The sequence below is a fragment of the Enterobacter cloacae complex sp. SHL021 genome, assembly GCF_049237765.1.
Classification (GTDB): domain Bacteria; phylum Pseudomonadota; class Gammaproteobacteria; order Enterobacterales; family Enterobacteriaceae; genus Enterobacter; species Enterobacter cloacae.
In genome coordinates, this window is record NZ_JBMKJG010000012.1 from 139,036 (window position 1) to 166,017 (window position 26,982).

A 26,982-nucleotide genomic window follows, 5' to 3' on the forward strand; every position below is an offset into this window, starting at 1 on the left:
CGCTCACGCCGTTCATCGGTCAGCATGGTTCTTCCGGTACTGCAACGGCGTCTCGCCAATTCCCTTCTTAAACGCGCTGATAAACCACGTCACGTCGGAAAATCCCACCTGGGTGGCAATCTCGCGTACGCTCGCCTCGCTGTGCAGCAGGCGTTCGCAGGCCTTGCGCAGCCTTAGCGTATTCAGATATTCATGGATCTTCTCGCCCGTTTCCGCATGGAATTTTCGCGATACGTAGCTGCGGGATTTCCCCAGCGTTTCTGCCAGTGCGTCCAGGCGAAATTTCTCCTGGTAATGTTCGTCCAGCCAGAACATCACCTGGCTGGCGAGCCCAAGGCTACTGCCCGGCGCACGGGCATTATCGTCCGGGAGCATGGCGAATAAACCAATCAACAGCGCGGCTATTCCCTCGCGGGTTAAAGGCGACGGGTAACAGCCGAGCAGATGATCGACATGGTGATGGCAGTGCGCCAGATCGGCAACCCACGCTCCGGCGCCGCGGGCAGAAAGTTTCTGCAGCCGCTGCTGCGTGTGGGGAAAATCGCGCAGGGCTGTAAGCACCGCGTGAGGGTCGAGATGAATAATGGTACGTCGGTAAATAGCTTCTGCCTGCTCATCCACCCTCACTTTATGCAGGGTAAACGGCGGAAAGAAAAACAGCCGCCCGGGGCGCATGGTGTAGTGACGGTTATCGACAATGGCGACGCCAAATCCTTCTTCTACATACAGAATCTCCAGACACTGATGCCAGTGATGATAACGCACGGTATTGGCAAACAGACGGCTGAATGACACGACGGTGTCATTTAAGGTGATCAGTTCCAGCCGGTCGGAGGTGGGCGTGTCGCGCATAGTGCAATAAAACTCAATTTTCTGCCGTTATCTTCTCGTTATAAACCACCTTTTTAAATTTTCTCAACTGGAGGTTTATTTAGCCTTCACGGCTGTGACGTGGCTAACATTTATCCCCCTTGCGGATTCACTATCCTTCGTCGCAGTTGATGACGAGGGCGAGCGTATGTCTAAAAAATCAAATCCATTGTCTTCGCGCCAGGAGGTGGTGGCGTCGTTACATGACCTGCTGGGCGCGCTGGATAAGTCCTTTCCGCAGGATTGTTCACGGTTCTCGCTGGGAGAAACCTGTGCGCACTACCCCACGGAGATTGCGCAGATGGAAGGGCTATCCCGCGCGCTGTGGGGGTTGTTTCCGCTGATGGCGGGCGGCGGGGACGAGCCGTTTAGTGAGAAGTACCTTACCGCCATTAAGCTCGGCACCGATCCGCAGAGCCCGGGCTATTGGGGGGAAACCGGCCCGTACGACCAGCGTCTGGTGGAGATGGCGGCTTACGGCCTGGGGCTGGCGCTGCTGGGGGATAAGCTCACCTGCCGCTTCAGTGAACGTGAGGTAATGAACCTGCACGCGTGGCTCAACCAGATCACCGATGCGCAGATGCCGGACAGCAACTGGAACTACTTCGCGATTATGGTGCAGCTTGGTTTCAAATGTGCCGGGCTGCCGTATGATCCGTACGCCATCGACCGTCGGTTTGCGATGATGGAGGCGTATTATCTGGGTGACGGCTGGTATTCTGACGGTCCGGGCCGCCCGAAGGATTACTACATCTCAATGGCGTTCCACTTCTACGGCCTGATTTATGCCACCCTCAGCGGTGATGAAAAAAGGGCGGAGGTGTTACGTGAGCGTGCCCGTCAGTTTGCCGAAGATTTTATTTACTGGTCTGCCGCCGACGGCGCGTCGGTACCGTTTGGCCGGAGCCTTACCTATCGCTTCGCGATGGTCGCTTTCTGGAGCGCCGTGGCCTTTTCCGGGCTGAATGTCTTCTCGCCGGGCATCGTGAAGGGCATTGTGCTGCGCCATCTTCGCTGGTGGCAGCGGCAGCCGATGACCGATCGCGACGGTATTTTGACCCTCGGTTTTACTTATCCCAACCTGGTGATGTGCGAGGATTATAACGCCCCCGGCTCACCGTACTGGGCGCTGAAAACGTACCTGATTCTGGCCTTGCCGGAGTCACACCCGTTCTGGCAGGCAGAAGAGCAGCCGCTCCCCTCGCTGGCGGAAAAACGTGTGATCCACCCAGCGCAGCACATCCTGATGCATGCGGATAACTCACAGCACGTCACGATGCTCACTGCCGGTCAGCTTGAGCTGAATAACTACGTCAACACCGAAGCCAAATACACCAAATTTGCGTACTCAAGCCGCTTTGGCTTCACCCTCGAACGGGGGCGCTTTGGCCTGAAACATGCCGCCTGCGACTCGATGTTACTGCTGGCGGAGGGGGATAACTACTTCCGCGGGCGTCGTGAATGCGCGGAGGTGCGGGTGGATGAGAACTACCTCTATTCACGCTGGTCACCCTGGCATGATGTCCATGTCGAAACCTGGCAAATTCCCTTTGGCGAGTGGCACGTGCGTCTGCACCGCATTAACAGCGCTCGCACCCTTCAGGCAGTGGAGGGCGGTTTTGCGGTGATGAAAACCGAACACCACATTCATGAGCGTGGCTGTTACCTGACGGCCAGCAACGGCAGCAGCGTGATTGTCGATCTCTCCCCGGCCATTGCCCGGGAGCCAGACAGCATCGTCACGCCGCCGAACAGCAACATTATGTTCCCGGAATGCGCATCCATTCCGCTGTTAAAAACCGATCTCCCTCAGGGAGAGAGCTGGCTCTGTTGCGCCGTCGTGGCCAGCGAGAAACCCCCCGCGGCATTGGCACCTGAACTGAAGATGACCCCTGACCAGGTCGCGATCCGCGAACCCGGAGGCGAACGTAAGCTGTCGTTCACATTATAAAAAATCTGACCCTACACGTCGGCGAGGATGATATGAAAAGTGCATCTACAACGAACAGAACCGAATATTACAAAATCAGCAGCTTTATTTTTCTCTATTTCTTTACCTGGTCTGCCAGTATTGGGCTATTAGCCATCTGGCTCGGCCAAAAGGCGAATCTCAGCGGCTCGGTAATTGGCACTGTCTTTGCGGTCAACGGTATCTTCTCAGTCATTCTTAAACCGATCTACGGCTATATTCTCGATAAGATCGGCATGAGTAAATACCTGCTCTATTTTGTGGTTGCCATGTCCGCACTGATGGCGCCGTTCTTTATTTATGTTTATCAGCCGCTGCTGATGTCCAATACTCTGGTGGGGATTATCATTGGCGCGCTCTATTTAAGCTTTGCCTGGTACGCGGGCGTGGCGGCGTGTGAATCCTATTCTGACCGCTTTAGCCGTTTAAACGGTATGGAGTTCGGGCAAATTCGCATGTGGGGATCGCTTGGCTGGGCCGTGGCGTCCTCGTTCTCCGGTCTGCTGTTTAATCTCTCTCCAGCGTATAACTTTATTCTGGGCAGCGTCGCATCCATCATCATGCTGATCGTCCTTGTGAGCCTGAAAGTGAACACTAACACCGCTCATGCCAGCGAGGTGCTGACCAAAGAGAAAATCGCCCCTGCGGATGTCTATGCCCTGCTGCGTAACCGCAAGTTCTGGGCGTTCTGCCTGTATGTGGCGGGCGTGGCGTGGATGATGTTTATTGCCGAGCAGCAGTTCTCACGCTATTTCGTCACGTTCTTTGATGATATTCACCAGGGTAACGCGGTGTTCGGTTATCTGGGAACCGTACAGTCGGGTATGGAATTTGTGATGTATATGGTGATCCCGCTGTTGGTGAATAGTATTGGTGCCAAGCGTGGACTGTTAATTGTCGGGCTGGTGGTCGGTGCACGACTGATTATTTCCGGCCTGTGTGATTCCCATCTGTTAATTTCCGTACTGAAACCGCTATATGGCCTGGAAATATGTCTGCTGCTGGTATCGGTCTTTAAATATATTGCTGAGCATTTCGATAAACGCGTTAACGCCACCATGTATCTGCTGGGCTATCAGGCCATGCTCTACGTGGGCAACGTGGTTGTCTCTTCGCCTGCCGGCTATCTGTATGACCGCATCGGCTTTGAGCACACCTATATCATTATGGGAGCCACGGCGCTGACCTTTACGTTTATCTCTGCCTTTACGTTATCCGCCTGCCAGAGCAAATGGCGCGGTACCCGCTCGCTGAACGCAGCAGAACCCTCATCCCGGTAATTTAAAGGACCCGAAACATGTTAAGTCGTATCAAAGAGGAACACCTGCAGGCTATTCCTGTCCCCGTTGAATCCCGGACATTACGTGATGAACTCAGCTCTGCCCGCAGCCACGTGCTTGAGCTAATTAGCCGTCATTTGGCGGCGTTCGGTGACCGATTCCCGGCAGAAACCTGCCAGGACGGGGTTTATCCGCTGACGGAGAACGTGGAGTGGACCACCAGCTTCTGGACCGGTCAGCTATGGCTGGCGTGGGAGATGAGCGGTGAGACAACGTTCCGCGAGATGGCTGAAAAACACGTGCGCTCGTTTGGCCTGCGCATCGCCGGGCGTAATGATACCAACACTCATGATTTGGGGTTCCTGTATACGCTCTCCTGCGTGGCGACCTGGCGACTGACCGGTAACCGCGAGGCGCGCGGGTTCGCCCTGCTGGCGGCTGAAGCCCTGCTGGAGCGCTTTCACCCGAAGGCGAAAATTATTCAGGCCTGGGGCGATCTGTCAGACCCGGAGCAGGCCGGGCGGATGATTATCGACTGCAACATGAATCTGCCGCTGCTCTACTGGGCGACGGAACAAACCGGCGACGCGCGCTTTGCTAACGCCGCAAAAGCCCACGTGATGCAGGCCGCTACGTACCTGATTCGTGAAGATGCCTCGACGTTCCACACCTACTACATGGATGTGGTTACCGGCGCGCCTCGTTACGGCAACACGCAGCAAGGATACGCGGACGACTCCTGCTGGTCCCGCGGGCAGGCGTGGGGGATCTACGGTTTTATGCTGAGCTATCTCTATACCGGCGATAAGACGATGATTGTGCTGTCAAAACGCCTGGCAAATTACTTTCTTAATCGTCTGCCGGAGGATTATGTCTGCCACTGGGATCTGGCGCTGCTGGGGACAGATGCACTGCGGGATTCCTCCTCGGCGGCCATTGCCGTCTGCGGGCTGCTGGAGCTGGTAAAACAGTTGCCGGTCACGGATCCGGATCGTGAACGTTATCTGGACTGGGCTAAAGGGATTATGTCGTCGCTGACAAAGCACTATCTGATGGGCAAAGATGAGAAGGGGAACGGGCTGCTTAAGCACGCTGTCTATCACCTGGCGAGCAACAAAGGCGTGGATGAGTGTGCGAGCTGGGGCGATTACTTCTACGTTGAGGCGCTGGTGCGGTTCACCCAGAGCTGGAAGCCGTACTGGTAAAAGGTCGGGGGCGTGCCCCCGACGTGTGGGTTACGCCTTAGGAATACGCAGCGTCTGGCCGGGATAAATCTTGTCCGGGCTGGAGAGCATCGGGCGGTTCGCTTCAAAAATCTTGTTGTACTGGTTGGCATCCCCGTACACGGTTTTGGAGATGGCGCTGAGGGTGTCGCCTGATTTCACCGTATAGTAGGTGGCTTCATCTTTGGCATCAGTGGCGGTGATGTTGTTTTCCACCTCGCTGACGCCCGCAATATTGCCGACGGCGACCTGGATTTTTTCTTTCTGCTCTTGGGTCAGCCCGTCGCCCGTTACGCTGGCTTTACCGTCGGTAACGTTGACCTGCACTTTATCCGCGCCGGGAATGTTGAGTTTCTTGAGATGCTCGGTGATTTTGTCGCTCTGGCCTTTATGATCGGTCAGGTTGTCCCACAGCTTTTCGCCTGCTTCTTTTACGAAGTTAAAAAGTCCCATTCCTTCCTCCTGTTAATCATGAAGTCAGAATAAGCATAGCAGGTCAGAGAGATTTCCCTCTCCGAAAGGAGAGGGAAGGCAGGTTTTACACCCCTTGCTCCAGAATACGGATGTGGGTTTCCAGCACGTCACCTTTTACCGCATCGCTCCACGCTTTCATGTGTGCGGTCTGCAGGTGCGCTTCGAGATGCGCCACGGTTTCCCACTGCTCAACCATGATGATGGAGTCCGGCGCGGTGGCCTGGAAGCTGGCGTTGGTTGCGGCGTCAACCATCGGCGCATAGCCGTGGCAGCCTTCTTCTTGCAGTACGGTTGGGATAATTTTCGCGAACTGATCCAGCACCGCCTGGCGGTGATGTTGGCCAGGACGGGTACGGATTTCAGCAATAACGGTAAGCATAATTAACTCCTTCTAATTCCAGGTTACCAGTTAAGCAAAAATTTCAGCCAGATGCTTGCGATATTCTGCGATATAGCGCGGGACGTCAGGCATTTTAATCACGTCGTTGACGATAAAGGTCGGCAGCGGCTCCATGCCGAGGAACTGGTTAGCCTTGTGGAACGGCAGGTATGCGCCGTCTACCCCTACGCCTTCAAAGAACTGATCTTTATCGGTGAACGCGTCCAGCGGGGCGTTCCAGGTCAGGGAGAGCATATATTTCTTGCCCTGAATCAGGCCGCCTGAGCCATATTTTTTAGACGCGTCTGAACGGGTACGGCCGTCGCTGGCATACAGTGAACCGTGGCCCTCAGTGAACACGTCATCCATGTATTTTTTCACGGTCCACGGTGCGCCCATCCACCAGCCCGGCATCTGCCAGATAACCACGTCAGCCCACAGGAAGTTCTGCACTTCGGCTTTCACGTCGTAATGGCTGTCTGCGCGAACAACCTTAACATCATGCCCGGCGTCGCGCAGGAAGCCGTCCGCGACCTCGGTCAGGGTGTCATTCAACCGGCCTTTAGAGTGGGCGAATTCTTTCGCACCGTTGATAATCAGAATGTTGCTCATTATTTGTCCTCGTCGATGAGAGTATGGCGAGTATTCTACGCGCGAGGGCGATACGGTAAAATGAGCAAAATGTGCAAAGTCTTTTGCGTTAAATGCAATAATCCCTTACCAGCACACCTTCACATCAACGCCGCCTTCCGCAGCATTATCCAGTGAAACGCGCATTCCGTGCAGGGCAGCAATGCGTTTTACAATCGATAATCCCAGCCCGCTGCCCGTGGCATCCTGGCCGGGTGGACGATAAAAACGCTCGCCAATACGGGCCAACGCCTCGGGGGCGATCCCTGGTCCGTTGTCGCGTACGGAGAAGCAACGGGCGTCCAGCGTAACGTCAACCACGCTACCGCGCGGGCTGTAACGAACGGCGTTATCCAGCAGGTTACGCACCAGCAGGCTCAACAGCAGCGGCTGACCCGTGCGTTCAGCCTGCGGGGCGTTGATGTTCAGGCGAACGTCGATACCCGCCTGCTGCGCCGGATGCCAGATGTCCAGAACCGCTGATTGCAGCAAATCGGCCATCTTTATCGGTTCGACATCGTCGAGATTTTCCAGAGAGTCCAGACGCGAGAGAGTGAGGAGTTGATCCACCAGCCGGGATGCCCGGTCGATCCCCGCGTGGAGCTGCGAGAGCGCTTTTTCCTGCGCCTGCGGGTCGTCCAGAGAGAGTTGCGCCACGTCGGTTTGCACCTTCAGGGCCGCCAGCGGGCTACGTAATTCGTGCGCGGCATCGGAGGTAAAGCGGCGCTCGCGGCTCATCATCTCCTGGGTTCGGGTAAAGAGGTGGTTCAGGGAGTCCAGAAGGGGGCGCACTTCTGATGGCACGCCCTGTGTCGGCAGGGTGTCGGTGGCATCCGGCGAGCGCAGGCGCAACGTCTGAGCCAGTTTTTTCAATGGCTTAAGCTCCCGGCTCAGCAGGACAATCAGCAACAGCAGCATCACCGGTAGCGCCACCAGCCACGGCGTCAGCTGCGAGCTGACCACATCCAGCGCCATCTCCTGCCGGTATTCCCACTCCTGACCGACCACCACGCGGTACTTCCCGTCCGGCGAGGTCAGCCATAAGAAACGCCAGTCATCGTTGTCGTCTTTGAGCCTGCCGTCATCAAACCCATCGCGGCGATAGTGATACGGGATGTCGCGGCCGTTTTCCCCGTCATTGAGGATCATCGTGCCGTCGGTAGCGTAAATGGCGAAGGCCAGAGCATCGTCGTCCAGGCGACCGTGCTTCACTTTTTTGGGGATCTCGCGCATCCGCTCCGGAGCGCGGATCTCATCCAGATCCATCGTCAGCAGCCGTTTAGCAAACAGCATCTGCTGGGTATCAAACAGCTTATCGAGCTTGTGGGTCGTCTGCTGCCAGGCGACAAGGCTTGCGGCAAACCAGGCCGTCAGCGACAGCAGCAGAAAAAGAAGCGTCAGACGGAGTTTCAGGCTCAGTTTCATGCGTCACCCAGGGTATAGCCGATACCATGAACCGTGCGGATAAATTCGCTGCCCAGCTTACGCCGCAGATGATGGACGTGAACTTCCACGGCGTTACTGGAGACGTCATCGTCCCACGTATAGAGCTTCTCTTCGATCGCTTTACGCGGCAGGACGCGGCCCGCATTGCGCATCAGTAACTCCAGCAGGGCGAACTCTTTGGGCTTGAGGGCCAGCGTTTCCCCCTCCAGCGTGGCGACGAGGCTTGTCGGGTCGAGCGTCACTTTGCCGTGACGCAGTTCGCTGCGCGTCTGACCGTGGCTGCGACGCACCAGCGCCTCAAGGCGGGCGGCCACTTCGATCAGCGCGAAGGGTTTGCAGAGGTAATCATCGGCCCCCAGGCGTAACCCCTCGACGCGCTGATTCAGCGCATCCCGCGCGGTCAGGATAAGCACCGGCTCGCTGCGCCCGCTTTCGCGCCAGGCGCGCAGGATCGCCAGACCGTCGATCTCCGGTAGCGTCAGGTCAAGCACCACCGCATCGTAAGGGGCAGAACAGAGCGCCGCCTGGCCGGTTTTTCCGTCGGTGAACCAGTCCACGCTGAAGCCCATTTTGCTTAAGCCCGCTTTGATGCCATCACCAATCAGCTTGTCGTCTTCTACCAGTAATATGCGCATATCCCCTCCTTGATGGCGTCAGTAAACCCTCTGGATCCGCCTGCTGTACAGTAAAAAAATATAAATTTTCCCCTTAAGAAGTTGTTAAGGATTACCCTGTTTAATGGATTGCGACACCACATTAAAGGGAGAGATGAATATGAAAAAATTCGCTGCAATGGCTGCTATCATGATGATGACCACCGCACCGGTCTTCGCTGCTCAGGGCGGTTTTACGGGCCCATCAGCTACCCAACCCCAGACTCAGACGCAGGCAGGCGGTTTTGTTGATAACAACGCCAACCTGACAACGGCCGCGAAAGTCAAAGACCTGAAGGACGACGCCTGGGTGAAGCTGCGCGGGAACATCACCGAACGCCTGTCCGATGACCGCTACACCTTCCGCGACGAGACCGGCACGGTGGTGGTTGAGATTGATCATAAGCGCTGGAACGGTGTGACCGTGTCCCCGCAGGATAAAGTTGAGCTGCAGGGTAAGGTCGATAAAGACTGGAACGAATTTGAAATCGACGTGAAGCAGGTTATCAAGCTGACGAAATAACCCAGAAAGGGCCGCTTATCCGGCCCTTTTTCTTTGTGACTCAACTCGCCAGATAGGGTAGTATCTGCGGCAATATTGCCTGAAACCCATCGGTTTCTGAGTTGAGGAATCACACGTAATGAGCGATATGGCAGAGCGCCTCGCGCTACATGAATTCACGGAAAACGCCTACCTGAACTACTCCATGTACGTCATCATGGACAGGGCATTGCCGTTTATCGGGGATGGCCTGAAGCCCGTTCAGCGTCGCATCGTCTATGCGATGTCCGAGCTGGGGCTGAACGCCACCGCCAAGTTCAAGAAATCCGCCCGTACCGTCGGTGACGTACTGGGTAAATACCATCCGCACGGCGACATCGCCTGTTATGAAGCGATGGTGCTGATGGCCCAGCCGTTCTCTTATCGTTACCCGCTGGTGGACGGTCAGGGGAACTGGGGGGCACCGGACGATCCGAAATCCTTCGCGGCAATGCGTTATACCGAATCCCGTCTGTCTAAATATGCCGAAGTGCTGCTGGGCGAACTCGGCCAGGGGACGGTGGACTGGGTGCCAAACTTCGACGGCACGCTGCAGGAGCCGAAAATGCTGCCTGCACGTCTGCCGAATATCCTGCTGAACGGCACCACCGGTATCGCGGTCGGTATGGCGACGGACATCCCGCCACACAACCTGCGTGAAGTGGCGAAAGCCGCCATCACCCTGATTGAACAGCCGAAAACCTCGCTGGACGAGCTGCTGGATATCGTTCAGGGGCCGGACTTCCCGACCGAAGCTGAGATCATCACCTCGCGTGCGGAAATCCGCAAAATCTACCAGAACGGCCGTGGCTCCGTGCGCATGCGCGCGGTGTGGACCAAAGAGGACGGCGCCGTGGTGATCACCGCGCTGCCGCATCAGGTCTCTGGTGCCAAGGTGCTGGAGCAGATCGCCTCCCAGATGCGCAATAAAAAGCTGCCGATGGTGGACGACCTGCGCGATGAATCCGACCACGAAAACCCAACCCGTCTGGTGATCGTGCCGCGCTCTAACCGCGTGGACATGGAGCAGGTGATGAACCACCTGTTTGCCACCACCGACCTGGAAAAAAGCTACCGCATCAACCTGAACATGATCGGTCTGGACGGACGCCCGGCGGTGAAAAACCTGCTGGAGATCCTCTCCGAATGGCTGACCTTCCGTCGCGATACGGTGCGCCGTCGTCTGAACCACCGTCTGGAGAAAGTGCTTAAGCGCCTGCATATCCTCGAAGGTTTGCTGGTCGCGTTCCTCAATATCGATGAAGTCATTGAGATCATCCGTACCGAGGACGAGCCGAAGCCCGCGTTAATGTCGCGCTTTGGTATCAGTGAAACCCAGGCTGAAGCGATCCTCGAACTGAAGCTGCGCCATCTCGCTAAGCTGGAAGAGATGAAGATCCGCGGTGAGCAGAACGAGCTGGAAAAAGAGCGCGATCAGCTGCAGGCGATCCTTGCGTCCGAACGCAAAATGAACACCCTGCTGAAGAAAGAGTTGCAGGCCGATGCCGATGCCTTCGGCGACGACCGCCGTTCTCCGCTGCATGAGCGCGAAGAAGCGAAGGCGATGAACGAGCATGACATGCAGCCTTCAGAGCCGGTCACCATCGTCCTGTCCCAGAGCGGCTGGGTGCGTAGCGCCAAAGGCCATGATATCGACGCGCCGGGGCTGAGCTACAAAGCGGGCGACAGCTTCAAGGCGGCCGTGAAAGGCAAGAGCAACCAGCCGGTGGCGTTTATTGACTCCACGGGCCGCAGTTACGCCATCGATCCGATCACGCTGCCTTCCGCGCGTGGTCAGGGCGAACCGCTGACCGGCAAGCTGACGCTGCCGCCGGGGGCGACGGTTGACCACATGCTGATGGAAGCCGACGACCAGAAACTGCTGTTGGCCTCTGATGCGGGTTACGGCTTTATCTGTACCTTTAACGATCTCGTGTCACGTAACCGTGCCGGTAAAGCCATGATCAGCCTGCCGGATAACGCACACGTTATGCCGCCGCTGGTGGTTGAGAACGAGAGCGACATGCTGCTGGCCATTACATCTGCCGGGCGCATGCTGATGTTCCCGGTCAGCGACCTGCCGGAGTTGTCAAAAGGGAAGGGCAATAAGATCATCAACATCCCGTCGGCGGAAGCCGCGAAAGGTGAAGATGGCCTGGCGCATCTCTTCATTCTGCCGCCGCAGAGCACGCTGACCATTCATGTCGGCAAGCGTAAAATCAAGCTGCGTCCGGAAGAGTTGCAGAAGGTGGTGGGCGAGCGCGGACGCCGCGGTTCGCTGATGCGCGGCCTGCAGCGTATCGACCGCGTGGAGATCGATTCTCCTGCACGCAGCAGCGCGGGCGACAGCGAAGAGTAACGCGTTTCGATCCCCCTCTGTTCCGGAGGGGGATATCCAATAAAATTTCCCGTAAAACCGTTGTTAATTCGTGCGTTGCGATTAACAATACGCGCTCGTAATAAAGTCCTTACCTGGCCACAGGTGAAGTATAATTGTCAGCTGTCAGGGCTTCAGAGGTCGCTATGCTATACATTGTTCGTCTTATTCTTACCGTTATCTACTGCATTCTGGTCTGTGTTTTCGGCTGCATCTATTGCCTGTTCAGCCCGCGTAACCCGAAGCATGTCGCCACCTTCGGCCACATGTTTGGTCGTCTTGCGCCGCTGTTTGGCCTGAAGGTTGAAAAGCGTCTGCCGGAAGGGGCGGAGAATTTCGGTAACGCCATCTATATCGCAAACCATCAAAATAACTACGATATGGTGACCGCCTCTAACATCGTGCTGCCGCCGACCGTGACGGTGGGTAAGAAGAGCCTGCTGTGGATCCCCTTTTTCGGCCAGCTCTACTGGCTGACGGGTAACCTGCTGATTGACCGTAATAACCGCGCAAAAGCGCACGGTACCATTGCGGAAGTGGTGAACCACTTCAAAAAGCGCCGCATTTCTATCTGGATGTTCCCGGAAGGCACGCGCAGCCGCGGTCGCGGTCTGCTGCCGTTTAAAACCGGGGCGTTTCATGCCGCAATTGCGGCGGGCGTTCCAATTATTCCCGTGTGTGTTTCCAATACATCGAATAAGATTAATCTTAACCGCCTGAATAACGGGCTGGTGATTGTCGAGATGCTGCCGCCGGTCGATACCAGCAAATACGGTAAAGATCAGGTCCGCGAGCTGGCAGCGCACTGCCGTGAACTGATGGTTCAGCATATTGCTCAGCTCGACAAAGAAGTCGCAGAGAGAGAAGCCGCCGGGAAGATCTAATCCGGCGTTAAAAGGGAAAACGAATTCCCGCGTTGTTAGTCGTTTCAGATGGAGCTTATATGTCACTCAGTCGGCGTCAGTTTATTCAGGCTTCAGGGATCGCCCTTTGTGCGGGTGCGATGCCGCTGACAGCCAGCGCCGCCGGGCAGCAACAGCCGCTGCCCATTCCGCCGTTGATTGAATCCCGTCGCGGGCAGCCGCTATTCCTGACGCTACAGCGAAGCCACTGGTCGTTTACCCAGGGAACCCGCGCGCCGGTCTGGGGCATTAACGGGCGCTACCTTGGGCCGACCATCCGCGTGTGGAATGGCGATGACGTGAAGCTCATCTACAGCAACCGCACGCCTGAAAATGTGGCGATGACCATCAGCGGATTGCAGGTTCCCGGCCCGTTGATTGGCGGGGCCGCGCGCATGATGTCGCCTAACGCCGACTGGGCTCCCGTACTGCCGATCCGTCAGAGCGCGGCGACGCTGTGGTATCACGCTAATACCCCTAACCGCACTGCCCAGCAGGTTTATAACGGCCTGGCCGGGATGTGGCTGATAGAAGACGAGGTCAGTAAATCTCTGCCCATTCCAAACCACTACGGCGTGGATGATTTCCCGGTCATTATCCAGGACAAGCGTCTGGATAACTTTGGCACACCGGAATACAGCGAGCCGGGTAGCGGTGGCTTTGTTGGCGACACGCTGCTGGTCAACGGCGCGCAAAGTCCGTATGTCGAAGTCTCGCGCGGCTGGGTTCGCCTGCGTCTGCTGAACGCCTCTAACTCGCGCCGCTATCTGTTGCAGATGAGCGATGGCCGCCCGCTGCATGTGATCTCTGGCGACCAGGGCTTTTTACCGGCGCCGGTGTCCGTTAAACAGCTGGCGCTTGCCCCGGGTGAACGCCGTGAAATCCTCGTGGATATGACCAACGGCGATGAAGTCTCGGTGACCTGCGGCGAAGCGGCGAGCATTGTGGATCGCATTCGTGGCTTCTTTGAGCCGTCGAGCATTCTGGTCTCCACGCTGGTGCTGACCCTGCGCCCAACCGGTCTCCTGCCGCTGGTGACCGACAGCCTGCCCATGCGCCTGCTGCCGCAGGAGATCATGAGCGGTTCGCCGGTGCGCAGCCGTGATATCAGCCTCGGCGACGACCCGGGCATCAACGGCGCGCTGTGGGACGTTAACCGTATCGACATTACTGCCCAGCAGGGCACCTGGGAGCGCTGGACCGTTCGCTCCGACATGCCGCAGTCGTTCCATATTGAAGGTGTGTCATTCCTGATCCGCAACGTGAACGGCGCGATGCCATTCCCGGAAGACAGGGGCTGGAAAGACACCGTCTGGGTGGATGGTCAGGTTGAACTGCTTGTCTACTACGGCCAGCCTTCCTGGCCGCACTTCCCGTTCCTGTTCCACAGCCAGACGCTGGAGATGATGGACAGGGGCTCCGTAGGGCAAATGCTGGTTAACCCGGCGCCGTAAGCACAGCATTCCCGGTGCGCCGGGAATGCGTTATGCCCGCCAGAAAAAGCGCGAGCACAGGATCAACACCGGATAAATTTCCAGACGTCCTAAGATCATCGCCGCGCACATCAACAGCTTGGCCTCTTCCTTTAACGTCCCGAAGGTTGATGCCGTTTCGCCAAAGCCCAGCCCCATATTGTTGATACAGGCAGCCACCGTCGCAAATGATGTAAACAGGTCATAGCCCATCAGATTGAGCGCCCAGACGAAAAAGCCTGTGATCATCACGTAGAGAAAGAAGAAGCTCCATACTGAACGCAGGACGCGCTCATTCACCACGCTGTTGCCAACCTTGATGGTCAGCAGCGCCCGCGGATGCGCCAGCTGATTCATCTCCTGAATACTCTGCTTGAACATCATCAGAAAACGCAGGGCCTTAATCCCACCGCAGGTCGAACCCACGCAGCCACCAAAGAAGCTGGCGCTCAGCAGCAGGAATATGGTGTGGGCAGGCCAGTGGGCGTAATCGGCCGTTGAAAGGCCGTTATCGGTCATCATTGAGCTTGCCAGGAAGAAGGCGTGCACCAGGCTGTCGAGAGGGTTATACATTCCCGCGTGCCAGACCTGCCAGGCGGTAATGGCGATAAGCACCGCGGCAGCGGCCAGAAAGAATCTCACCTCCGGGCTGCGGCGAATCGGCTTCAGCGTGCGTCTGACAAGGGCGACATACCAGAGGGTAAAGTTAAACGCCGAAAGCAGCGAAAAGGTGCCGGCGACAAGCTCAATCGCGTGGCTGTCATAAAAACCGATGCTCTCGCTGCGGGTTGAAAAGCCGCCCAGGGATACGGTGGAGAGCCCGTGACAAACGGCATCAAAAAAGGGCATCCCCGCCAGCCAGTACGCCAGCGTGCAGGTTATCCCCAGCGCCAGATAGGTGACCCACAGGGTGCGTGCGGTATCGGCGAGCCGGGGCGTCAGACGCTCCTCTTTAAACGGGCCGGGCATTTCTGACTGGTACAGCTTCATACCACCGATGCCCAGCAGCGGCAGGACCGCGACGGCCAGCACGATGACGCCCAGCCCGCCAATGAAATTGAGCTGCGCGCGATAATAGAGGTACGATTTGGGCAGGGCGCTGACGTCGCCGATCACCGTTGCGCCCGTGGTGGTGATCCCGGAAACGCCTTCAAAAAGTGCGTCAGCAAAGGAGAGTTGCAGGCCATCGTCCATCCAGAGCGGCATGGCGCTGATTAATGAGAACAGCAGCCAGAACAGGACGATAATCACGAATCCGTCGCGGGTGCGTAGCTGTATACCGGCGTGACGGGTTGCCCGCCAGGCCAGGCCGCCGAGGCTGAAAAAGGTCAAAAAGGTGGTCAAAAAAGCAAAATAGGTTCGCTCTTTATTCAGCAGAGCGATAACCATCGGCGGCAGCATAGACAGGCTGTACAGAAGAACCAGAAACCCGCAGAGATGAAGCACAACCCGCAGCTGGGAGACATGTAACGAATCGTTGAACTTCACAACAGAACTCCGCGCAAGAACCTGTTCCGGGGGAAAATCACCGGAAGTTAGAGTGAATATTATGAGCCAAAATAATCAGGGCGCTGTATTTTAACGACTTCTATGAATATCTGTCTGCCTCTTGCATCCTTTTCTTCAAATCCGGCGGATGAACAGCGTATAATCCGGCTCCTTTTGTCTATTTTTTCTTCGGAAGCATTATGAGCGCAATTTCCCTGATCCAGCCGGATCGTGACCTTTTCTCGTGGCCCCAGTACTGGGCGGCCTGCTTTGGACCGGCGCCGTTCCTGCCGATGTCCCGGGAAGAGATGGACCAACTGGGCTGGGATAGCTGCGATATCATTCTGGTCACGGGCGATGCCTACGTTGACCACCCGAGCTTCGGTATGGCCATCTGCGGCCGCATGCTTGAAGCGCAGGGCTTCCGCGTGGGGATCATCTCCCAGCCAGACTGGAACAGCAAAGACGACTTTATGCGTCTGGGTAAACCGAACCTGTTCTTCGGCGTGACCGCCGGTAACATGGACTCGATGATCAACCGCTATACCGCCGACCGTAAGCTGCGCCATGACGATGCGTACACACCGGATAACGTGGCGGGCAAACGCCCTGACCGCGCCACGCTGGTCTACACCCAGCGCTGTAAAGAAGCCTGGAAAGATGTGCCGGTGATCCTGGGCGGCATCGAGGCGAGCCTGCGTCGTACCGCGCACTATGATTACTGGTCTGATACCGTGCGCCGCTCGGTGCTGGTGGACTCCAAAGCCGACATGCTGATTTACGGTAACGGCGAGCGTCCACTGGTAGAAGTGGCGCACCGTCTGTCGCAGGGCGAGCCGGTGAGCAGCATCCGCGACGTGCGCAACACCGCCATCATGGTGAAAGAAGCGCTGCCGGGCTGGCGCGGGGTGGATTCCCGCATCATCGATATGCCGGGCAAAATCGATCCTATCCCGCACCCGTATGGCGAAGATCTGCCGTGCGCCGATAACAAACCGGTTGAGCCAAAGAAAGCGGAAGCGAAGGCAATCGTCGTGCAGCCGCCGCGTCCGAAACCGTGGGAAAAGACCTATGTGCTGCTGCCGTCCTACGAGAAGGTGAAAGCCGATAAGGTGCTCTACGCCCATGCGTCCCGTATTCTGCACCATGAAACCAACCCCGGCTGTGCGCGTGCGTTGATGCAGAAGCACGGCGAGCGTTTTATCTGGATCAACCCACCGGCGATCCCGCTCTCCACCGAAGAGATGGACAGCGTCTTTGCGCTGCCGTACAAACGCGTGCCGCACCCGGCGTACGGCAACGCCCGTATCCCGGCGTATGAGATGATCCGCTTCTCGATCAACATCATGCGCGGCTGCTTCGGCGGCTGTTCCTTCTGCTCCATTACCGAGCACGAGGGGCGCATTATTCAGAGCCGTTCTGAAGATTCGATCATCAACGAGATCGAAGCCATTCGCGATACCGTGCCTGGCTTTACCGGGGTGATCTCCGACCTCGGCGGCCCAACGGCCAATATGTACATGCTGCGCTGTAAATCGCCGCGCGCGGAGCAAACCTGCCGCCGTCTCTCCTGTGTCTATCCAAGCATTTGCGAACATATGGACACCAACCACGAGCCGACGATCAACCTCTATCGCCGCGCGCGTGATTTGAAGGGCATCAAGAAAATCCTGATTGCCTCCGGGGTACGTTACGACATCGCTGTGGAAGATCCGCGCTACATCAAAGAGCTGGCGACGCACCACGTCGGTGGCTATCTGAAGATTGCGCCGGAGCACACCGAAGAAGGCCCGCTGTCGAAAATGATGAAGCCGGGGATGGGCAGCTACGATCGCTTTAAACAGCTGTTCGATACCTACTCAAAGCAGGCAGGGAAAGAGCAGTACCTGATCCCGTACTTCATCTCCGCCCACCCGGGTACGCGCGATGAAGACATGGTGAACCTGGCGCTGTGGCTGAAACAGCGTCGCTTCCGTCTGGATCAGGTGCAGAACTTCTATCCGTCACCGCTCGCCAACTCCACAACCATGTACTACACCGGCAAAAACCCGCTGAGTAAAATTGGTTACAAGAGTGAAGACGTGGTGGTGCCGAAAGGGGATAAACAGCGTCGTCTGCACAAAGCGCTGCTGCGCTACCACGATCCGGCTAACTGGCCGCTGATCCGCCAGGCGCTGGAAGAGATGGGGAAAAAGCATCTGATTGGCTCGCGTCGCGACTGTCTGGTGCCGGCACCAACGCTGGATGAGATGCGCGAAGCGCGTCGCCAGAACCGCCATACGCGCCCGGCGCTGACCAAGCATACGCCAATTGTGCATCAGCGTTCGAACGGTAGCGCGGGAACGAAAAAGAATGTGAAACGTAAGAGCGGCTAGTCTCATTGCCCGGTGGCGCTTCGCTTACCGGGCCTACAACTCAGATCGTAGGCCGGGTAAGGCGCAGCCGCCACCCGGCTTTTTACTACCCGCCAAACTGATCCGGATCGGGCCCTAAACGCTTGCCCTGATCCAGTTTCGCAATCTCGCCCAGCTCATCTTTATCCAGGCGGAAATCCCAGACGTCGAAGTTCTCGGCGATGCGCGATGGCGTGACCGATTTCGGGATCACCACTAGGCCGTTGTCCAGGTGCCAGCGAATGACAATCTGCGCCGGGGTTTTGCCATATTTATCCGCCAGATCGCGGATAATTTTCTGGTCGAACACCCCTTCACCGCCCTGAGCCAGCGGGCTCCAGGATTCGGTCTGGATTTTGTGAGTAGCGTTCCAGGCGTGAAGCTGGCGCTGCTGCATCAGCGGGTGCAGTTCAATCTGATTAATCACCGGTACAGCGCCCGTTTCGTCAATCAGACGCTGCAGGTGATGAACCTGGAAGTTACAGACGCCGATGCTTTTCACCAGCCCCTCTTTTTGCAGTTCAATCATCCCTTTCCAGGCATCAACATAATGGTCGATAGCCGGAACCGGCCAGTGCATCAGATACAGATCGACGAAATCGAGCTGGAGTTTCTCCAGGCTCTCCTGCAGGGCTTCGCGTGGGCGCTTTTGGTCGTCGTTCCACAGTTTGGTGGTGATAAAAAGGTCGTCGCGGGGCATACCGGCGCTGGCCAGTGCTTTCCCCACGCCGTCCTCGTTTTTGTAGGCGGCGGCGGTATCAATGGACCGATAGCCGACTTCCAGTGCTTTATGAATGGCGGAGACGACCTCGTCGTTACCGGCTTTCCATACACCTAGCCCCAACTGGGGCATCACGTTGCCGTCCTGCAGCTTGATTACGGTTTGGTTTGCCATTTTTCCTCCTTCAGGTGCGCATCGCCGGAGGGGGACTCCGGCGATGGGGTGTGCATTAAGTCTGGACGAAATGTCAAAAAACGAAAGGCAGGATGCCAAAAACGCTTAGCGCGCCGCCTCGTAGATACGACGGCTAACGTCCAGCGTAATGTCGCCGTGTTCGCCCAGCTGAGTCATGCCGTGTTCTTCAAGTTTAGCCAGCAGGGCAGGGATAGAGCTGCCATCCAGACCATAGCCGGACAGACGCGTCGGCACGCCCAGGCTTTCAAAGAAGTTGCGGGTCGCTTCGATTGCCGCATCGATACGCGCGTCGTCAGAACCTTCGGTGATGTTCCAGACGCGTTCCGCGTACTGCAGCAGTTTGGCGCGTTTGGTATCACGTTTTTCGTTCCACAGGGCCGGCAGAACCACCGCCAGCGTCTGGGCGTGATCCAGACCGTGCATCGCCGTCAGTTCATGGCCCAGCATGTGGGTTGCCCAGTCCTGCGGCACGCCTGCGCCAATCAGGCCGTTCAGCGCCTGCGTTGCAGCCCACATCACGTTGGCACGCACGTCGTAGTTTTCTGGCTCTTTCAGCGCCTTCGGACCCTCTTCGACCAGCGTCAGCAGAATGCCTTCCGCAAAACGATCCTGAATTTTGGCATCCACCGGATAGGTCACGTACTGCTCAACGGTGTGAACAAAGGCGTCGACCACGCCGTTCGCGACCTGACGCGCGGGCAGGGTGTAGGTGTACACCGGATCGAGGATCGCGAATACGGGCTGAACGTGCTCGTTCATAAAGGCCTGTTTGTCTCCGGTGGTTTTACGGGAGATCACCGCGCCTTTGTTGGATTCAGAACCGGTGGCTGGCAGGGTCAGCACGGAGCCCATCGGGATCGCGCTTTTAATGTCGCTGCCACGGGTTTCCAGGATATGCCATGGGTCGATACCGTCGGCGTAGTGTGCTGCCGCGGCGATGAACTTCGTGCCGTCCAGCACGGAGCCCCCGCCGACAGCCAGCAGGAAGGTGATGTTTTCTTCGCGGGCGATTTTCACCGCGTTCATCAGCGTTTCATAAGAAGGGTTTGGCTCGATACCGCCAAACTCGCGTACGTCCAGACCTTCCAGTGCGCTGTAAACCTGATCCAGCACGCCGGTTTTTTTCACGCTGCCGCCACCGTAGGTGATCAGCACGCGGGCGTCAGCGGGGATCTGTGCACGCAGATCGGCGATAGCGCCTTTACCAAACAGGATGCGGGTTGGGGTGTGGAGATTAAAATTATTCATGGCTCGTTCCCTATCGTGGGTGAAAAATCGTGGCGGCGCGGATGGCTACCTGATGCTGCACATTGTGGCTGCCCGGGGATATCCTCTCAATGCACATTCCTGCCGATGTCTTGCCCATTTCTACAGAGCACTGGAGAAACGTCAGGAAAATGCGCAGACTGTGAGGGTCGCAAACCGTACCCGGAGTAACGCTAAATGAACCGTGAAGCCATCTGTCTTCAGCTCACTTCGCAGATTAAAAGACTGATTGATAAGCAAAATAACCCAGGCGAACTGCTGCCGGATATTCGCCTGCTCTACGGGACGCAGCCGGGAACGCGGACGCCGGTGATGTATCAGCCGGGCATCGTTTTTCTCTTTTCCGGCCATAAAATTGGTTATATCAATGAACGCGTGTTCCGTTATGACACCAATGAATATCTGCTGCTGACAGTACCTTTACCCTTCGAATGTGAAACCTTCGCGACAGAGGAGGTACCGCTGGCGGGGATCCGCGTAAATGTCGATATTCTTCAGCTTCAGGAGCTGCTGATGGACATTGGCGAAGACGAGCTTTTCCAGCCGTCGATGGCGGCGAGCGGCATTAACTCTGCCACGCTGTCAGAGGAGATCCTCTGTGCCATTGAGCGTCTGCTGGACGTGATGGAGAGGCCGCTGGATGCGCGTATTCTGGGTAAGCAAATCATCCGCGAAATTCTTTATCATGTGCTGCTGGGGCCGGGTGGCGGGGCACTACTGGCGCTGGTCAGTCGGCAGACCCACTTCAGCCTGATAAGCCGCGTACTCAAGCGCATCGAAAGCCAGTACACGGAAAACCTCAGCGTTGACCAGCTGGCGGCGGAAGCGAACATGAGCGTCTCGGCGTTTCACCACAACTTTAAGTCGGTGACCAGCACCTCGCCGCTGCAATACCTCAAAACCTACCGGCTGCATAAGGCGCGGATGCTGATGATCCACGACGGCATGAAGGCCAGCGCGGCGGCGATGCGGGTCGGGTATGAGAGCGCGTCGCAGTTTAGTCGGGAGTTTAAGCGCTACTTCGGCGTCACGCCGGGAGAGGATGCGTCACGCATCCGAACCATGCAGGGAGTCTGACGGCAAACGTAGGCCGGGTAAGCGATAGCGCCACCCGGCTTTTATTTATGCACTGCAGTACTTCTTCTTAATCACCACCGCAATCGTTCCCACCAGTCCAGCCACCAGCAGGAACATCGGCAGCACCATCAGGAAGGTCATTACCTGGTCTTCATGGTGCTTCACAAACGGGATCATGTTCAGCGCGTAGCCGAGAGTGGTAACGACACCCACCCATAACAACGCGCTGAGCCAGTTGAAGAACTGGAAGCGGCGGTTCGACAGGCCGGAAATGCCTGCCATGGTGGGCAGCAAGGTGCGAACAAAGGCCAGAAAACGCCCGGCCAGCAAGGCCAGCAGGCCATGCCTGTCAAACATGCAGGTCGCACGCTGATGGTATTTATGCGGTAGCTGCGCCAGCCAGCCCTTCACGACGCGCGTGTTGCCGAGCCAGCGGCCCTGCAGATAGCTCAGCCAGCAGCCCAGGCTTGCCGCGGAGGTGAGGATCACCATGGTCGGCGCGAAGTCCATGACACCTTTACCGATTAACGCCCCCGCAAGCAAAAGGAGGCTATCACCGGGTAAAAATGAGGCTGGCAGTAATCCATTTTCCAGAAACAGGGTCGCGAACATCACGAAATAGACGATACCTACAACGTGAGGATCGGTCAGTGCGGCGAAGTCGTGTTGCCAGAGCGCCGCGATAATATCTTGAATAACAGCCATGGACTTTCCTGTGGAACAACAGATATAGCACTATTGTACTCCCTTATTTGCCCGATGGGGTTGATCGCGGGCGCAACTAATGCAGACTTTTCTGGTGGCGGTGTCCACAAAAGCATCCATGGAGTACATGTTTGCCAGCACTCTACACGATACGCGCAAACCCTGCTGCTAAATCGGCAATTAAATCGTCCGCGTTTTCTAAACCGATATGCAGGCGAATCAGGGTGCCGCTGAAGTCCACTTCACCGCCAGGGCGCAGGGCCGCAATCTGCTCCGGCTGATTAGGCAGGATCAGGGATTCAAACCCGCCCCAGGAGTAGGCCATGCTGAAGAGGGTAAAATTATCCAGATAGCTTGCCAGCTCGTCATTATTCAGCCGTTTTTTTAGGACGAATGAGAACAAACCGCTGCTGCCCGTAAAGTCTCGTTGCCAGAATTCATGCCCTTTACTGCCCGGCAGTGCCGGATGGTTGACGCGCTCAACCTGCGGGTGCTGCGCCAGCCACTCAGCTATCTTCAGGCTGCTTTCGTGATGCTGACGCAGGCGCACCCCCAGCGTGCGGATGCCTCGGCTGGTCATGTAGGCGGTATCGGCATCGACCATCTGCCCCATCAGGTAGGCATTTTCCCGCAGCTGATCCCAGCAGCGGGCGTTAGAAACGGCCGTGCCGATCATCCCGTCTGAGTGGCCAATCAGATATTTGGTCGCCGCCTGAATGGAGATATCAATGTCGAATTCCAGCGCTTTAAACAGCACGCCTGCCGCCCAGGTGTTGTCGATCATGATAATCGCCTCTGGTGCTTTGCTGCGCACGGCTTTCACAATGGCCGGCACGTCGTGTACTTCCATGGTGATCGAACCCGGAGATTCCAGGAACACAATGCGCGTGTTGGGCTGAATAAGCTCTGCGATGCCTTCGCCAATCAGCGGATCGAACCAGCCCGTGGTTACGCCGAGTCGGGAGAGGATTTTGGTGCAGAAATCCTGGCTCGGTTCATAGGCGGTGTTGGTCATCAGAATATGGTCGCCTTGTTCCACGAACGCCAGAATGGTGTTGGCGACTGCCGCCGCACCGCACGGAAACAGCGCGCAGCCTGCGCCGCCTTCCAGCTCGCACATGGCTTCCTGCAGTGAGAAGTGGGTTAGCGTGCCACGACGTCCGTAAAACAGCCCGCCTTTGGCGCGGTTACGCGTGGCGATTTTTTTGTCCTCTACGGTATCAAACACCAGCGAGGAGGCCCGTTGGATCACGCTGTTCACCGAACCCTGAGTATATTTCTTGCTGCGCCCGGCCTGTACCAGCGTGGTATCAAGATGCTTCTTGGTCATGTTCGCTAACCCTGTTTTTATACGTCTGGACGTCCAGACTACCACGAATGTGAAAATCTGCACCCGGATGCTTATCGAATAAGCAGAAAATATTAGCAAAAAACCGCATAAGAAATTTTTACTGCGTAAGCGCAAGGAATATGAGCGAAAATTGCGGCACTATGTAAATAGTAATGAGAACGACTATCAATTCGACGATGTTTTGATATTATTACGTTCAGATTTTGTGATTTGCGTCCTGGAGATACAGAGTGGGTAATAATTTGATGCAGACGGATCTCTCCGTTTGGGGCATGTATCATCATGCTGACATCGTGGTTAAGATTGTGATGATCGGCCTGATTCTGGCGTCCGTGATCACGTGGGCTATCTTCTTTGGCAAGAGCGCCGAGCTGATTTCTCAGAAGCGCCGCCTCAAGCGTGAGCAACAGCAGCTGGCTGAAGCCCGCTCTCTGGATCAGGCGTCTGATATGACCTCATCCTTCCACGCGAAAAGCCTGACCACCCTGTTAGTTAACGAAGCGCAAAACGAGCTGGAACTCTCCGCAGGCAGTGAAGATAACGAAGGTATTAAAGAACGTACCGGCTTCCGTCTGGAGCGTCGCGTCGCCGCCGTGGGTCGCCATATGGGCCGGGGCAATGGATATCTGGCGACCATCGGGGCCATCTCGCCGTTCGTGGGGCTGTTCGGTACGGTCTGGGGCATCATGAACAGCTTTATCGGGATTGCGCAAACCCAAACGACGAACCTGGCGGTAGTTGCACCGGGTATCGCCGAAGCGCTGCTGGCGACCGCTATCGGTCTGGTTGCGGCGATCCCTGCGGTGGTTATCTATAACGTCTTCGCGCGCATGATTGGCAGCTATAAAGCCACCCTCGGTGACGTCGCCGCGCAGGTTCTGCTGCTGCAAAGCCGCGATCTTGATCTGAATGCCAGTGCCGCTAAACCGGTGCACGCGGCGTCCAAACTGCGCGTAGGTTAATGAATTATGGCAATGCGTCTTAATGAAAATCTGGACGATAACGGCGAAATGCATGAAATCAACGTGACGCCGTTTATCGACGTTATGCTGGTTCTGCTGATTATCTTCATGGTTGCTGCGCCGCTGGCGACGGTCGACGTGAAGGTAAACCTGCCGGCCTTGTCCAGCCAGCCGCAGCCGCGCCCGGAAAAGCCCATCTATCTGTCGGTGAAAGCAGATAAATCGATGTTCCTCGGCAACGACCCGGTGACGGCTGACTCTGTCATCCCGGCGCTGGATCAGCTCACTGGCGGTAAGAAAGACACGACGGTCTTCTTCCGTGCGGATAAAACCGTTGATTACGAGACCATGATGAAGGTCATGGATACGCTGCATCAGGCGGGTTATCTGAAGATTGGGCTGGTCGGCGAAGAGAAAGCGGCCGCGAAATAACGAAGAAGCTGGCGAAAGCCGGCTTTTTTTATGCCTGTCGGGTTATTCGTTTTTGTTATCCGTCGACGCGGGAGAGAGGGCTGCCAGCGCCTCCTCGTCAAGCGCGACGCTGGTGACGTTTGAGGTACGATACTCGCCGTCGGACAGTTTGCGCGTCAGGCGCAGGGTCGCGGTTTCTCTGGCCAGCAGATACTGATAATTGGCCTCCAGACGCCCCAGAAGCTTCTCTTTCAGCTCGGGCCGTTGTTCTATGATGGCATTCATCACGGCGCCGTAAATCTCTTCCTTGACCTGTAAGGGATAAATCTCGCGGCGGTTCTGCCATTTCAGGCGCACCAGCGTCGCCGGAATGGAAACCAGATCCTGGGTAATACGCGTCATCTCGGCGTTTTTGGTGTTACGCAAAGCCTCGAGATTTTGCTTTAAGATAAATTCGTCACTTTTTTTCTCATCTAAAGTCAAATAGACATCGTTATCTTTAACGTCTTTCACATTAATCTTCCCCCAGGTTATAAAAAATAGGGTTGTTTTTTTCTCGCGTAATTAGATTAAGCCAAATTTTATTGCCCGCTTCATTTATTTCCTTGGTCTTTTCGGCCATTATTTGACTTAGTTTCTGGGCATCTATTTCGCCTTCTGCCTGCAGGTCATTCAACAGGTGGACAAAGGCTTCAATTTTGATAGCGCGAAATAACCGATCCTTTATATGACGATCGTGCTCTTCCAGCAACATATTACGGGATTTGCCGCTACGGGAAACACCAATTAATATGTCTGGTTCAAAATCAGCGAGCTTTCTTTTTCCCTGAGTGAAATTAGCCTCTTTTTCTGCTTCCGTCGGTTGCTGTTCCACAGGCGTGATGTGGTACTTAGCCGGGACGAGATAGTCGGGCAACATTTTTTAATTTCCTTTAATTTCAACAAGGTGGGGAAGATAAAGGCGTGAGATTCGTTGACAATATCATGAGGCAATTTTAAAATCAAAAAAAATGGAGCCAACCCATGAACAGCATCTTTTTTACGGTCATTACATTACTATTACTGACCGCTGGTGTTCTTTTATTGATGCAGGAGTTCAATAAAACGAAAGAGTCGAAAGACACCAGTGAAACCCCACAGCCTGAACTGATGACTAAAGAGGAAGGTGAAGACCATTTCTCTGTTTTGATGAACTCGGTGACGCCGGTTTGGTACTGGCGGGTGAACCATGAATATATCGACTTTTTGCACGCGACAATAAAGCGGATGAAAATGTCGGAAATTAATGACACGCCGGGCCTGTTTGAAGCGCAGCGTCGCTGCAGTGACCTGAATTCAGCGGTCTATAAATATTACGACAATATCAAAAAGCGCTGTCTGAACGGTGAGAAGGTCTCGTATTCCGATTTAGACGTATTAAACCTGCGTCAGTGCTTTCGCGAGTTCAGCCTGGAAGCCTATCCGGAGCTGGTGGTGCTGGTCTGGCCGGAGTATGCGCGCCCTGAGGTGGATCCTGACAACGTGTAATGGTTAGTTGTTGCAAACAGTCAGCGCCGTTGCGATATACTGAGTGCTGGTTTCGTTTGCAGACAGGACTTTATGGAACGCTTCTTTGAAAACGCTATGTACGCCTCGCGCTGGATACTGGCACCCGTCTATTTTGGCCTTTCGCTGGCGCTGATTGCGCTCACGATTAAGTTCTTCCAGGAAATCTTGCATGTTCTGCCGAACATCTTTTCCATTGCCGAAGCAGATTTGATTCTGGTGCTGCTGTCACTGGTGGATATGACGCTGGTGGGGGGCTTACTGGTGATGGTGATGTTCTCTGGCTATGAGAATTTTGTCTCCCAGCTTGATATCGACGCGCGTAAAGAAAAGCTGAGCTGGCTGGGCAAAATGGATGCCACGTCGCTGAAGAATAAAGTGGCCGCCTCGATTGTGGCGATCTCCTCCATCCACCTGTTACGCGTGTTCATGGACGCAAAGAATGTCCCGGACAACAAACTAATGTGGTATGTCATTATCCATCTGACGTTTGTGCTTTCGGCGTTTGTGATGGGGTATCTGGATAAGATCAGCAAGAAGTAATTTCCTTCTTAACCACCCTCTCCCTGTGGGCTGAGGGATCCCCAGTAATATGGTCATGCCACCATGACCATATTACTGTACTCTTTTCCCAGCTTTTTCATCTCGTTAA

Annotated in this window: 26 protein-coding genes; 13 read left to right on the forward strand and 13 right to left on the reverse strand. The window is 55.9% G+C overall.

The features are described 5' to 3' along the window. Window positions 1-12: 12 nt before the first annotated feature. Entirely contained in the window at window positions 13-852 is an 840-nt protein-coding gene (locus ACOTZF_RS14105) for a helix-turn-helix transcriptional regulator (protein ID WP_038420590.1), read from the reverse strand. Window positions 853-1,018: 166 nt separating this feature from the next. Between ACOTZF_RS14105 and ACOTZF_RS14110 the strand changes: the two genes are divergently transcribed. The 3 genes from ACOTZF_RS14110 to ACOTZF_RS14120 are packed head-to-tail and all read left to right on the forward strand — an operon-like array spanning window position 1,019 to window position 5,324. Continuing rightward, on the forward strand, window positions 1,019-2,821 hold the full coding sequence (locus ACOTZF_RS14110) for a DUF2264 domain-containing protein (RefSeq protein WP_114455331.1): 1,803 nt from the start codon (window positions 1,019-1,021) through the stop codon (window positions 2,819-2,821). A gap of 32 nt (window positions 2,822-2,853) precedes the next feature. Further along, window positions 2,854-4,119 (forward strand): oligosaccharide MFS transporter, encoded by a 1,266-nt coding sequence (locus ACOTZF_RS14115; RefSeq protein ID WP_129318036.1) that lies wholly within the window; start codon window positions 2,854-2,856, stop codon window positions 4,117-4,119. Window positions 4,120-4,136: 17 nt separating this feature from the next. Further along, on the forward strand, window positions 4,137-5,324 hold the full coding sequence (locus ACOTZF_RS14120) for a glycoside hydrolase family 88 protein (RefSeq protein ID WP_129252107.1): 1,188 nt from the start codon (window positions 4,137-4,139) through the stop codon (window positions 5,322-5,324). 30 nt (window positions 5,325-5,354) lie between these two features. Here ACOTZF_RS14120 and lysM read toward each other — a convergent pair whose 3' ends face one another. From lysM to qseB, 5 genes are all read right to left on the reverse strand, one after another. Next, window positions 5,355-5,795: a peptidoglycan-binding protein LysM gene (lysM, locus tag ACOTZF_RS14125; RefSeq protein WP_013098729.1), complete on the reverse strand. Its 441-nt coding sequence runs from the start codon at window positions 5,793-5,795 to the stop codon at window positions 5,355-5,357. A gap of 85 nt (window positions 5,796-5,880) precedes the next feature. Then, entirely contained in the window at window positions 5,881-6,195 is a 315-nt protein-coding gene (locus ACOTZF_RS14130) for a putative quinol monooxygenase (RefSeq protein ID WP_013098728.1), read from the reverse strand. A 30-nt stretch (window positions 6,196-6,225) separates the two neighbouring features. Next, window positions 6,226-6,807: an NAD(P)H-dependent oxidoreductase gene (locus tag ACOTZF_RS14135; protein WP_062934223.1), complete on the reverse strand. Its 582-nt coding sequence runs from the start codon at window positions 6,805-6,807 to the stop codon at window positions 6,226-6,228. Window positions 6,808-6,912: 105 nt separating this feature from the next. Next, window positions 6,913-8,250, reverse strand: coding sequence for a quorum sensing histidine kinase QseC (qseC, locus tag ACOTZF_RS14140; protein ID WP_061771813.1), 1,338 nt, complete (start codon window positions 8,248-8,250; stop codon window positions 6,913-6,915). Then, window positions 8,247-8,906 (reverse strand): quorum sensing response regulator transcription factor QseB, encoded by a 660-nt coding sequence (qseB, locus tag ACOTZF_RS14145; protein WP_020689493.1) that lies wholly within the window; start codon window positions 8,904-8,906, stop codon window positions 8,247-8,249. The genes qseC and qseB overlap by 4 nt, the downstream gene beginning before the upstream one ends. Window positions 8,907-9,045: 139 nt before the next feature. On the opposite strand from qseB, the gene ACOTZF_RS14150 reads away from it, so the two are divergent. From ACOTZF_RS14150 to ftsP, 4 genes are all read left to right on the forward strand, one after another. Further along, complete coding sequence (locus ACOTZF_RS14150; protein ID WP_020689494.1) at window positions 9,046-9,447, forward strand: YgiW/YdeI family stress tolerance OB fold protein; 402 nt, start codon at window positions 9,046-9,048, stop codon at window positions 9,445-9,447. 118 nt (window positions 9,448-9,565) lie between these two features. Continuing rightward, window positions 9,566-11,824 (forward strand): DNA topoisomerase IV subunit A, encoded by a 2,259-nt coding sequence (gene parC, locus ACOTZF_RS14155; protein ID WP_062676670.1) that lies wholly within the window; start codon window positions 9,566-9,568, stop codon window positions 11,822-11,824. A 164-nt stretch (window positions 11,825-11,988) separates the two neighbouring features. Further along, window positions 11,989-12,726, forward strand: a complete 738-nt coding sequence (gene plsC / locus ACOTZF_RS14160) for a 1-acylglycerol-3-phosphate O-acyltransferase (RefSeq protein ID WP_013098722.1) — start codon at window positions 11,989-11,991, stop codon at window positions 12,724-12,726. Window positions 12,727-12,785: 59 nt separating this feature from the next. Next, window positions 12,786-14,198: a cell division protein FtsP gene (gene ftsP, locus ACOTZF_RS14165; RefSeq protein WP_013098721.1), complete on the forward strand. Its 1,413-nt coding sequence runs from the start codon at window positions 12,786-12,788 to the stop codon at window positions 14,196-14,198. A gap of 30 nt (window positions 14,199-14,228) precedes the next feature. Here ftsP and ACOTZF_RS14170 read toward each other — a convergent pair whose 3' ends face one another. Continuing rightward, window positions 14,229-15,704 carry a TrkH family potassium uptake protein gene (locus ACOTZF_RS14170; protein ID WP_013098720.1) on the reverse strand — a complete coding sequence of 492 codons (1,476 nt, stop codon included), beginning with the start codon at window positions 15,702-15,704 and terminating at the stop codon, window positions 14,229-14,231. A gap of 200 nt (window positions 15,705-15,904) precedes the next feature. On the opposite strand from ACOTZF_RS14170, the gene ACOTZF_RS14175 reads away from it, so the two are divergent. Next, complete coding sequence (locus tag ACOTZF_RS14175) at window positions 15,905-18,079, forward strand: YgiQ family radical SAM protein (protein WP_038420579.1); 2,175 nt, start codon at window positions 15,905-15,907, stop codon at window positions 18,077-18,079. Window positions 18,080-18,164: 85 nt separating this feature from the next. Here ACOTZF_RS14175 and dkgA read toward each other — a convergent pair whose 3' ends face one another. Next, complete coding sequence (gene dkgA / locus ACOTZF_RS14180) at window positions 18,165-18,992, reverse strand: 2,5-didehydrogluconate reductase DkgA (RefSeq protein WP_129318037.1); 828 nt, start codon at window positions 18,990-18,992, stop codon at window positions 18,165-18,167. A 105-nt stretch (window positions 18,993-19,097) separates the two neighbouring features. Next, on the reverse strand, window positions 19,098-20,261 hold the full coding sequence (yqhD, locus tag ACOTZF_RS14185; protein ID WP_129252111.1) for an alcohol dehydrogenase: 1,164 nt from the start codon (window positions 20,259-20,261) through the stop codon (window positions 19,098-19,100). A gap of 195 nt (window positions 20,262-20,456) precedes the next feature. Between yqhD and ACOTZF_RS14190 the strand changes: the two genes are divergently transcribed. Further along, a complete protein-coding gene (locus tag ACOTZF_RS14190; RefSeq protein ID WP_023619917.1) occupies window positions 20,457-21,356 on the forward strand; it encodes an AraC family transcriptional regulator in 900 nt (299 codons plus the stop codon). Between the two features lie 45 nt (window positions 21,357-21,401). Here ACOTZF_RS14190 and yghB read toward each other — a convergent pair whose 3' ends face one another. Both yghB and metC read right to left on the reverse strand, forming a co-directional pair. Continuing rightward, window positions 21,402-22,061, reverse strand: coding sequence for a DedA family general envelope maintenance protein YghB (gene yghB / locus ACOTZF_RS14195; protein WP_013098714.1), 660 nt, complete (start codon window positions 22,059-22,061; stop codon window positions 21,402-21,404). A gap of 142 nt (window positions 22,062-22,203) precedes the next feature. After that, on the reverse strand, window positions 22,204-23,391 hold the full coding sequence (metC, locus tag ACOTZF_RS14200; protein ID WP_013098713.1) for a cystathionine beta-lyase: 1,188 nt from the start codon (window positions 23,389-23,391) through the stop codon (window positions 22,204-22,206). 251 nt (window positions 23,392-23,642) lie between these two features. Here metC and exbB point away from each other — a divergent pair, with 251 nt between their 5' ends. Then, the gene (exbB, locus tag ACOTZF_RS14205) at window positions 23,643-24,374 is read left to right on the forward strand and encodes a tol-pal system-associated acyl-CoA thioesterase (protein ID WP_013098712.1); all 732 of its coding nucleotides are present in this window, start codon (window positions 23,643-23,645) and stop codon (window positions 24,372-24,374) included. A gap of 6 nt (window positions 24,375-24,380) precedes the next feature. Then, on the forward strand, window positions 24,381-24,806 hold the full coding sequence (exbD, locus tag ACOTZF_RS14210; protein ID WP_129252113.1) for a TonB system transport protein ExbD: 426 nt from the start codon (window positions 24,381-24,383) through the stop codon (window positions 24,804-24,806). Between the two features lie 42 nt (window positions 24,807-24,848). Here the strand turns inward: exbD and ACOTZF_RS14215 are convergent, their stop codons facing one another. Together ACOTZF_RS14215 and ACOTZF_RS14220 are read right to left on the reverse strand one after the other, a co-directional pair. Then, window positions 24,849-25,298, reverse strand: coding sequence for a cytoplasmic protein (locus ACOTZF_RS14215; RefSeq protein ID WP_129252115.1), 450 nt, complete (start codon window positions 25,296-25,298; stop codon window positions 24,849-24,851). 1 nt (window position 25,299) lies between these two features. Further along, window positions 25,300-25,704: a hypothetical protein gene (locus tag ACOTZF_RS14220; protein ID WP_129252117.1), complete on the reverse strand. Its 405-nt coding sequence runs from the start codon at window positions 25,702-25,704 to the stop codon at window positions 25,300-25,302. 104 nt (window positions 25,705-25,808) lie between these two features. Between ACOTZF_RS14220 and ACOTZF_RS14225 the strand changes: the two genes are divergently transcribed. Together ACOTZF_RS14225 and ACOTZF_RS14230 are read left to right on the forward strand one after the other, a co-directional pair. Further along, on the forward strand, window positions 25,809-26,312 hold the full coding sequence (locus ACOTZF_RS14225) for an ESA_00282 family adhesion-associated protein (RefSeq protein ID WP_013098708.1): 504 nt from the start codon (window positions 25,809-25,811) through the stop codon (window positions 26,310-26,312). A 72-nt stretch (window positions 26,313-26,384) separates the two neighbouring features. Continuing rightward, entirely contained in the window at window positions 26,385-26,873 is a 489-nt protein-coding gene (locus ACOTZF_RS14230) for a TIGR00645 family protein (RefSeq protein ID WP_013098707.1), read from the forward strand. Window positions 26,874-26,982: the final 109 nt, after the last annotated feature.

What these genes read in the sequence shown, in the direction of transcription:
- yghB (WP_013098714.1), bottom strand. Translation starts at nt 22,061, where the DNA reads ATGGCTGTTATTCAAGATATTATCGCGGCGCTCTGGCAACACGACTTC.
- metC (WP_013098713.1), bottom strand. Translation starts at nt 23,391, where the DNA reads ATGACCAAGAAGCATCTTGATACCACGCTGGTACAGGCCGGGCGCAGC.
- ACOTZF_RS14110 (WP_114455331.1), top strand. Translation starts at nt 1,019, where the DNA reads ATGTCTAAAAAATCAAATCCATTGTCTTCGCGCCAGGAGGTGGTGGCG.
- exbD (WP_129252113.1), top strand. Translation starts at nt 24,381, where the DNA reads ATGGCAATGCGTCTTAATGAAAATCTGGACGATAACGGCGAAATGCAT.
- ACOTZF_RS14105 (WP_038420590.1), bottom strand. Translation starts at nt 852, where the DNA reads ATGCGCGACACGCCCACCTCCGACCGGCTGGAACTGATCACCTTAAAT.
- ACOTZF_RS14120 (WP_129252107.1), top strand. Translation starts at nt 4,137, where the DNA reads ATGTTAAGTCGTATCAAAGAGGAACACCTGCAGGCTATTCCTGTCCCC.
- qseC (WP_061771813.1), bottom strand. Translation starts at nt 8,250, where the DNA reads ATGAAACTGAGCCTGAAACTCCGTCTGACGCTTCTTTTTCTGCTGCTG.
- ftsP (WP_013098721.1), top strand. Translation starts at nt 12,786, where the DNA reads ATGTCACTCAGTCGGCGTCAGTTTATTCAGGCTTCAGGGATCGCCCTT.
- ACOTZF_RS14225 (WP_013098708.1), top strand. Translation starts at nt 25,809, where the DNA reads ATGAACAGCATCTTTTTTACGGTCATTACATTACTATTACTGACCGCT.
- ACOTZF_RS14230 (WP_013098707.1), top strand. Translation starts at nt 26,385, where the DNA reads ATGGAACGCTTCTTTGAAAACGCTATGTACGCCTCGCGCTGGATACTG.
- ACOTZF_RS14175 (WP_038420579.1), top strand. Translation starts at nt 15,905, where the DNA reads ATGAGCGCAATTTCCCTGATCCAGCCGGATCGTGACCTTTTCTCGTGG.
- ACOTZF_RS14115 (WP_129318036.1), top strand. Translation starts at nt 2,854, where the DNA reads ATGAAAAGTGCATCTACAACGAACAGAACCGAATATTACAAAATCAGC.
- lysM (WP_013098729.1), bottom strand. Translation starts at nt 5,795, where the DNA reads ATGGGACTTTTTAACTTCGTAAAAGAAGCAGGCGAAAAGCTGTGGGAC.
- ACOTZF_RS14135 (WP_062934223.1), bottom strand. Translation starts at nt 6,807, where the DNA reads ATGAGCAACATTCTGATTATCAACGGTGCGAAAGAATTCGCCCACTCT.
- ACOTZF_RS14190 (WP_023619917.1), top strand. Translation starts at nt 20,457, where the DNA reads ATGAACCGTGAAGCCATCTGTCTTCAGCTCACTTCGCAGATTAAAAGA.
- ACOTZF_RS14150 (WP_020689494.1), top strand. Translation starts at nt 9,046, where the DNA reads ATGAAAAAATTCGCTGCAATGGCTGCTATCATGATGATGACCACCGCA.
- ACOTZF_RS14130 (WP_013098728.1), bottom strand. Translation starts at nt 6,195, where the DNA reads ATGCTTACCGTTATTGCTGAAATCCGTACCCGTCCTGGCCAACATCAC.
- ACOTZF_RS14220 (WP_129252117.1), bottom strand. Translation starts at nt 25,704, where the DNA reads ATGTTGCCCGACTATCTCGTCCCGGCTAAGTACCACATCACGCCTGTG.
- qseB (WP_020689493.1), bottom strand. Translation starts at nt 8,906, where the DNA reads ATGCGCATATTACTGGTAGAAGACGACAAGCTGATTGGTGATGGCATC.
- plsC (WP_013098722.1), top strand. Translation starts at nt 11,989, where the DNA reads ATGCTATACATTGTTCGTCTTATTCTTACCGTTATCTACTGCATTCTG.
- yqhD (WP_129252111.1), bottom strand. Translation starts at nt 20,261, where the DNA reads ATGAATAATTTTAATCTCCACACCCCAACCCGCATCCTGTTTGGTAAA.
- dkgA (WP_129318037.1), bottom strand. Translation starts at nt 18,992, where the DNA reads ATGGCAAACCAAACCGTAATCAAGCTGCAGGACGGCAACGTGATGCCC.
- parC (WP_062676670.1), top strand. Translation starts at nt 9,566, where the DNA reads ATGAGCGATATGGCAGAGCGCCTCGCGCTACATGAATTCACGGAAAAC.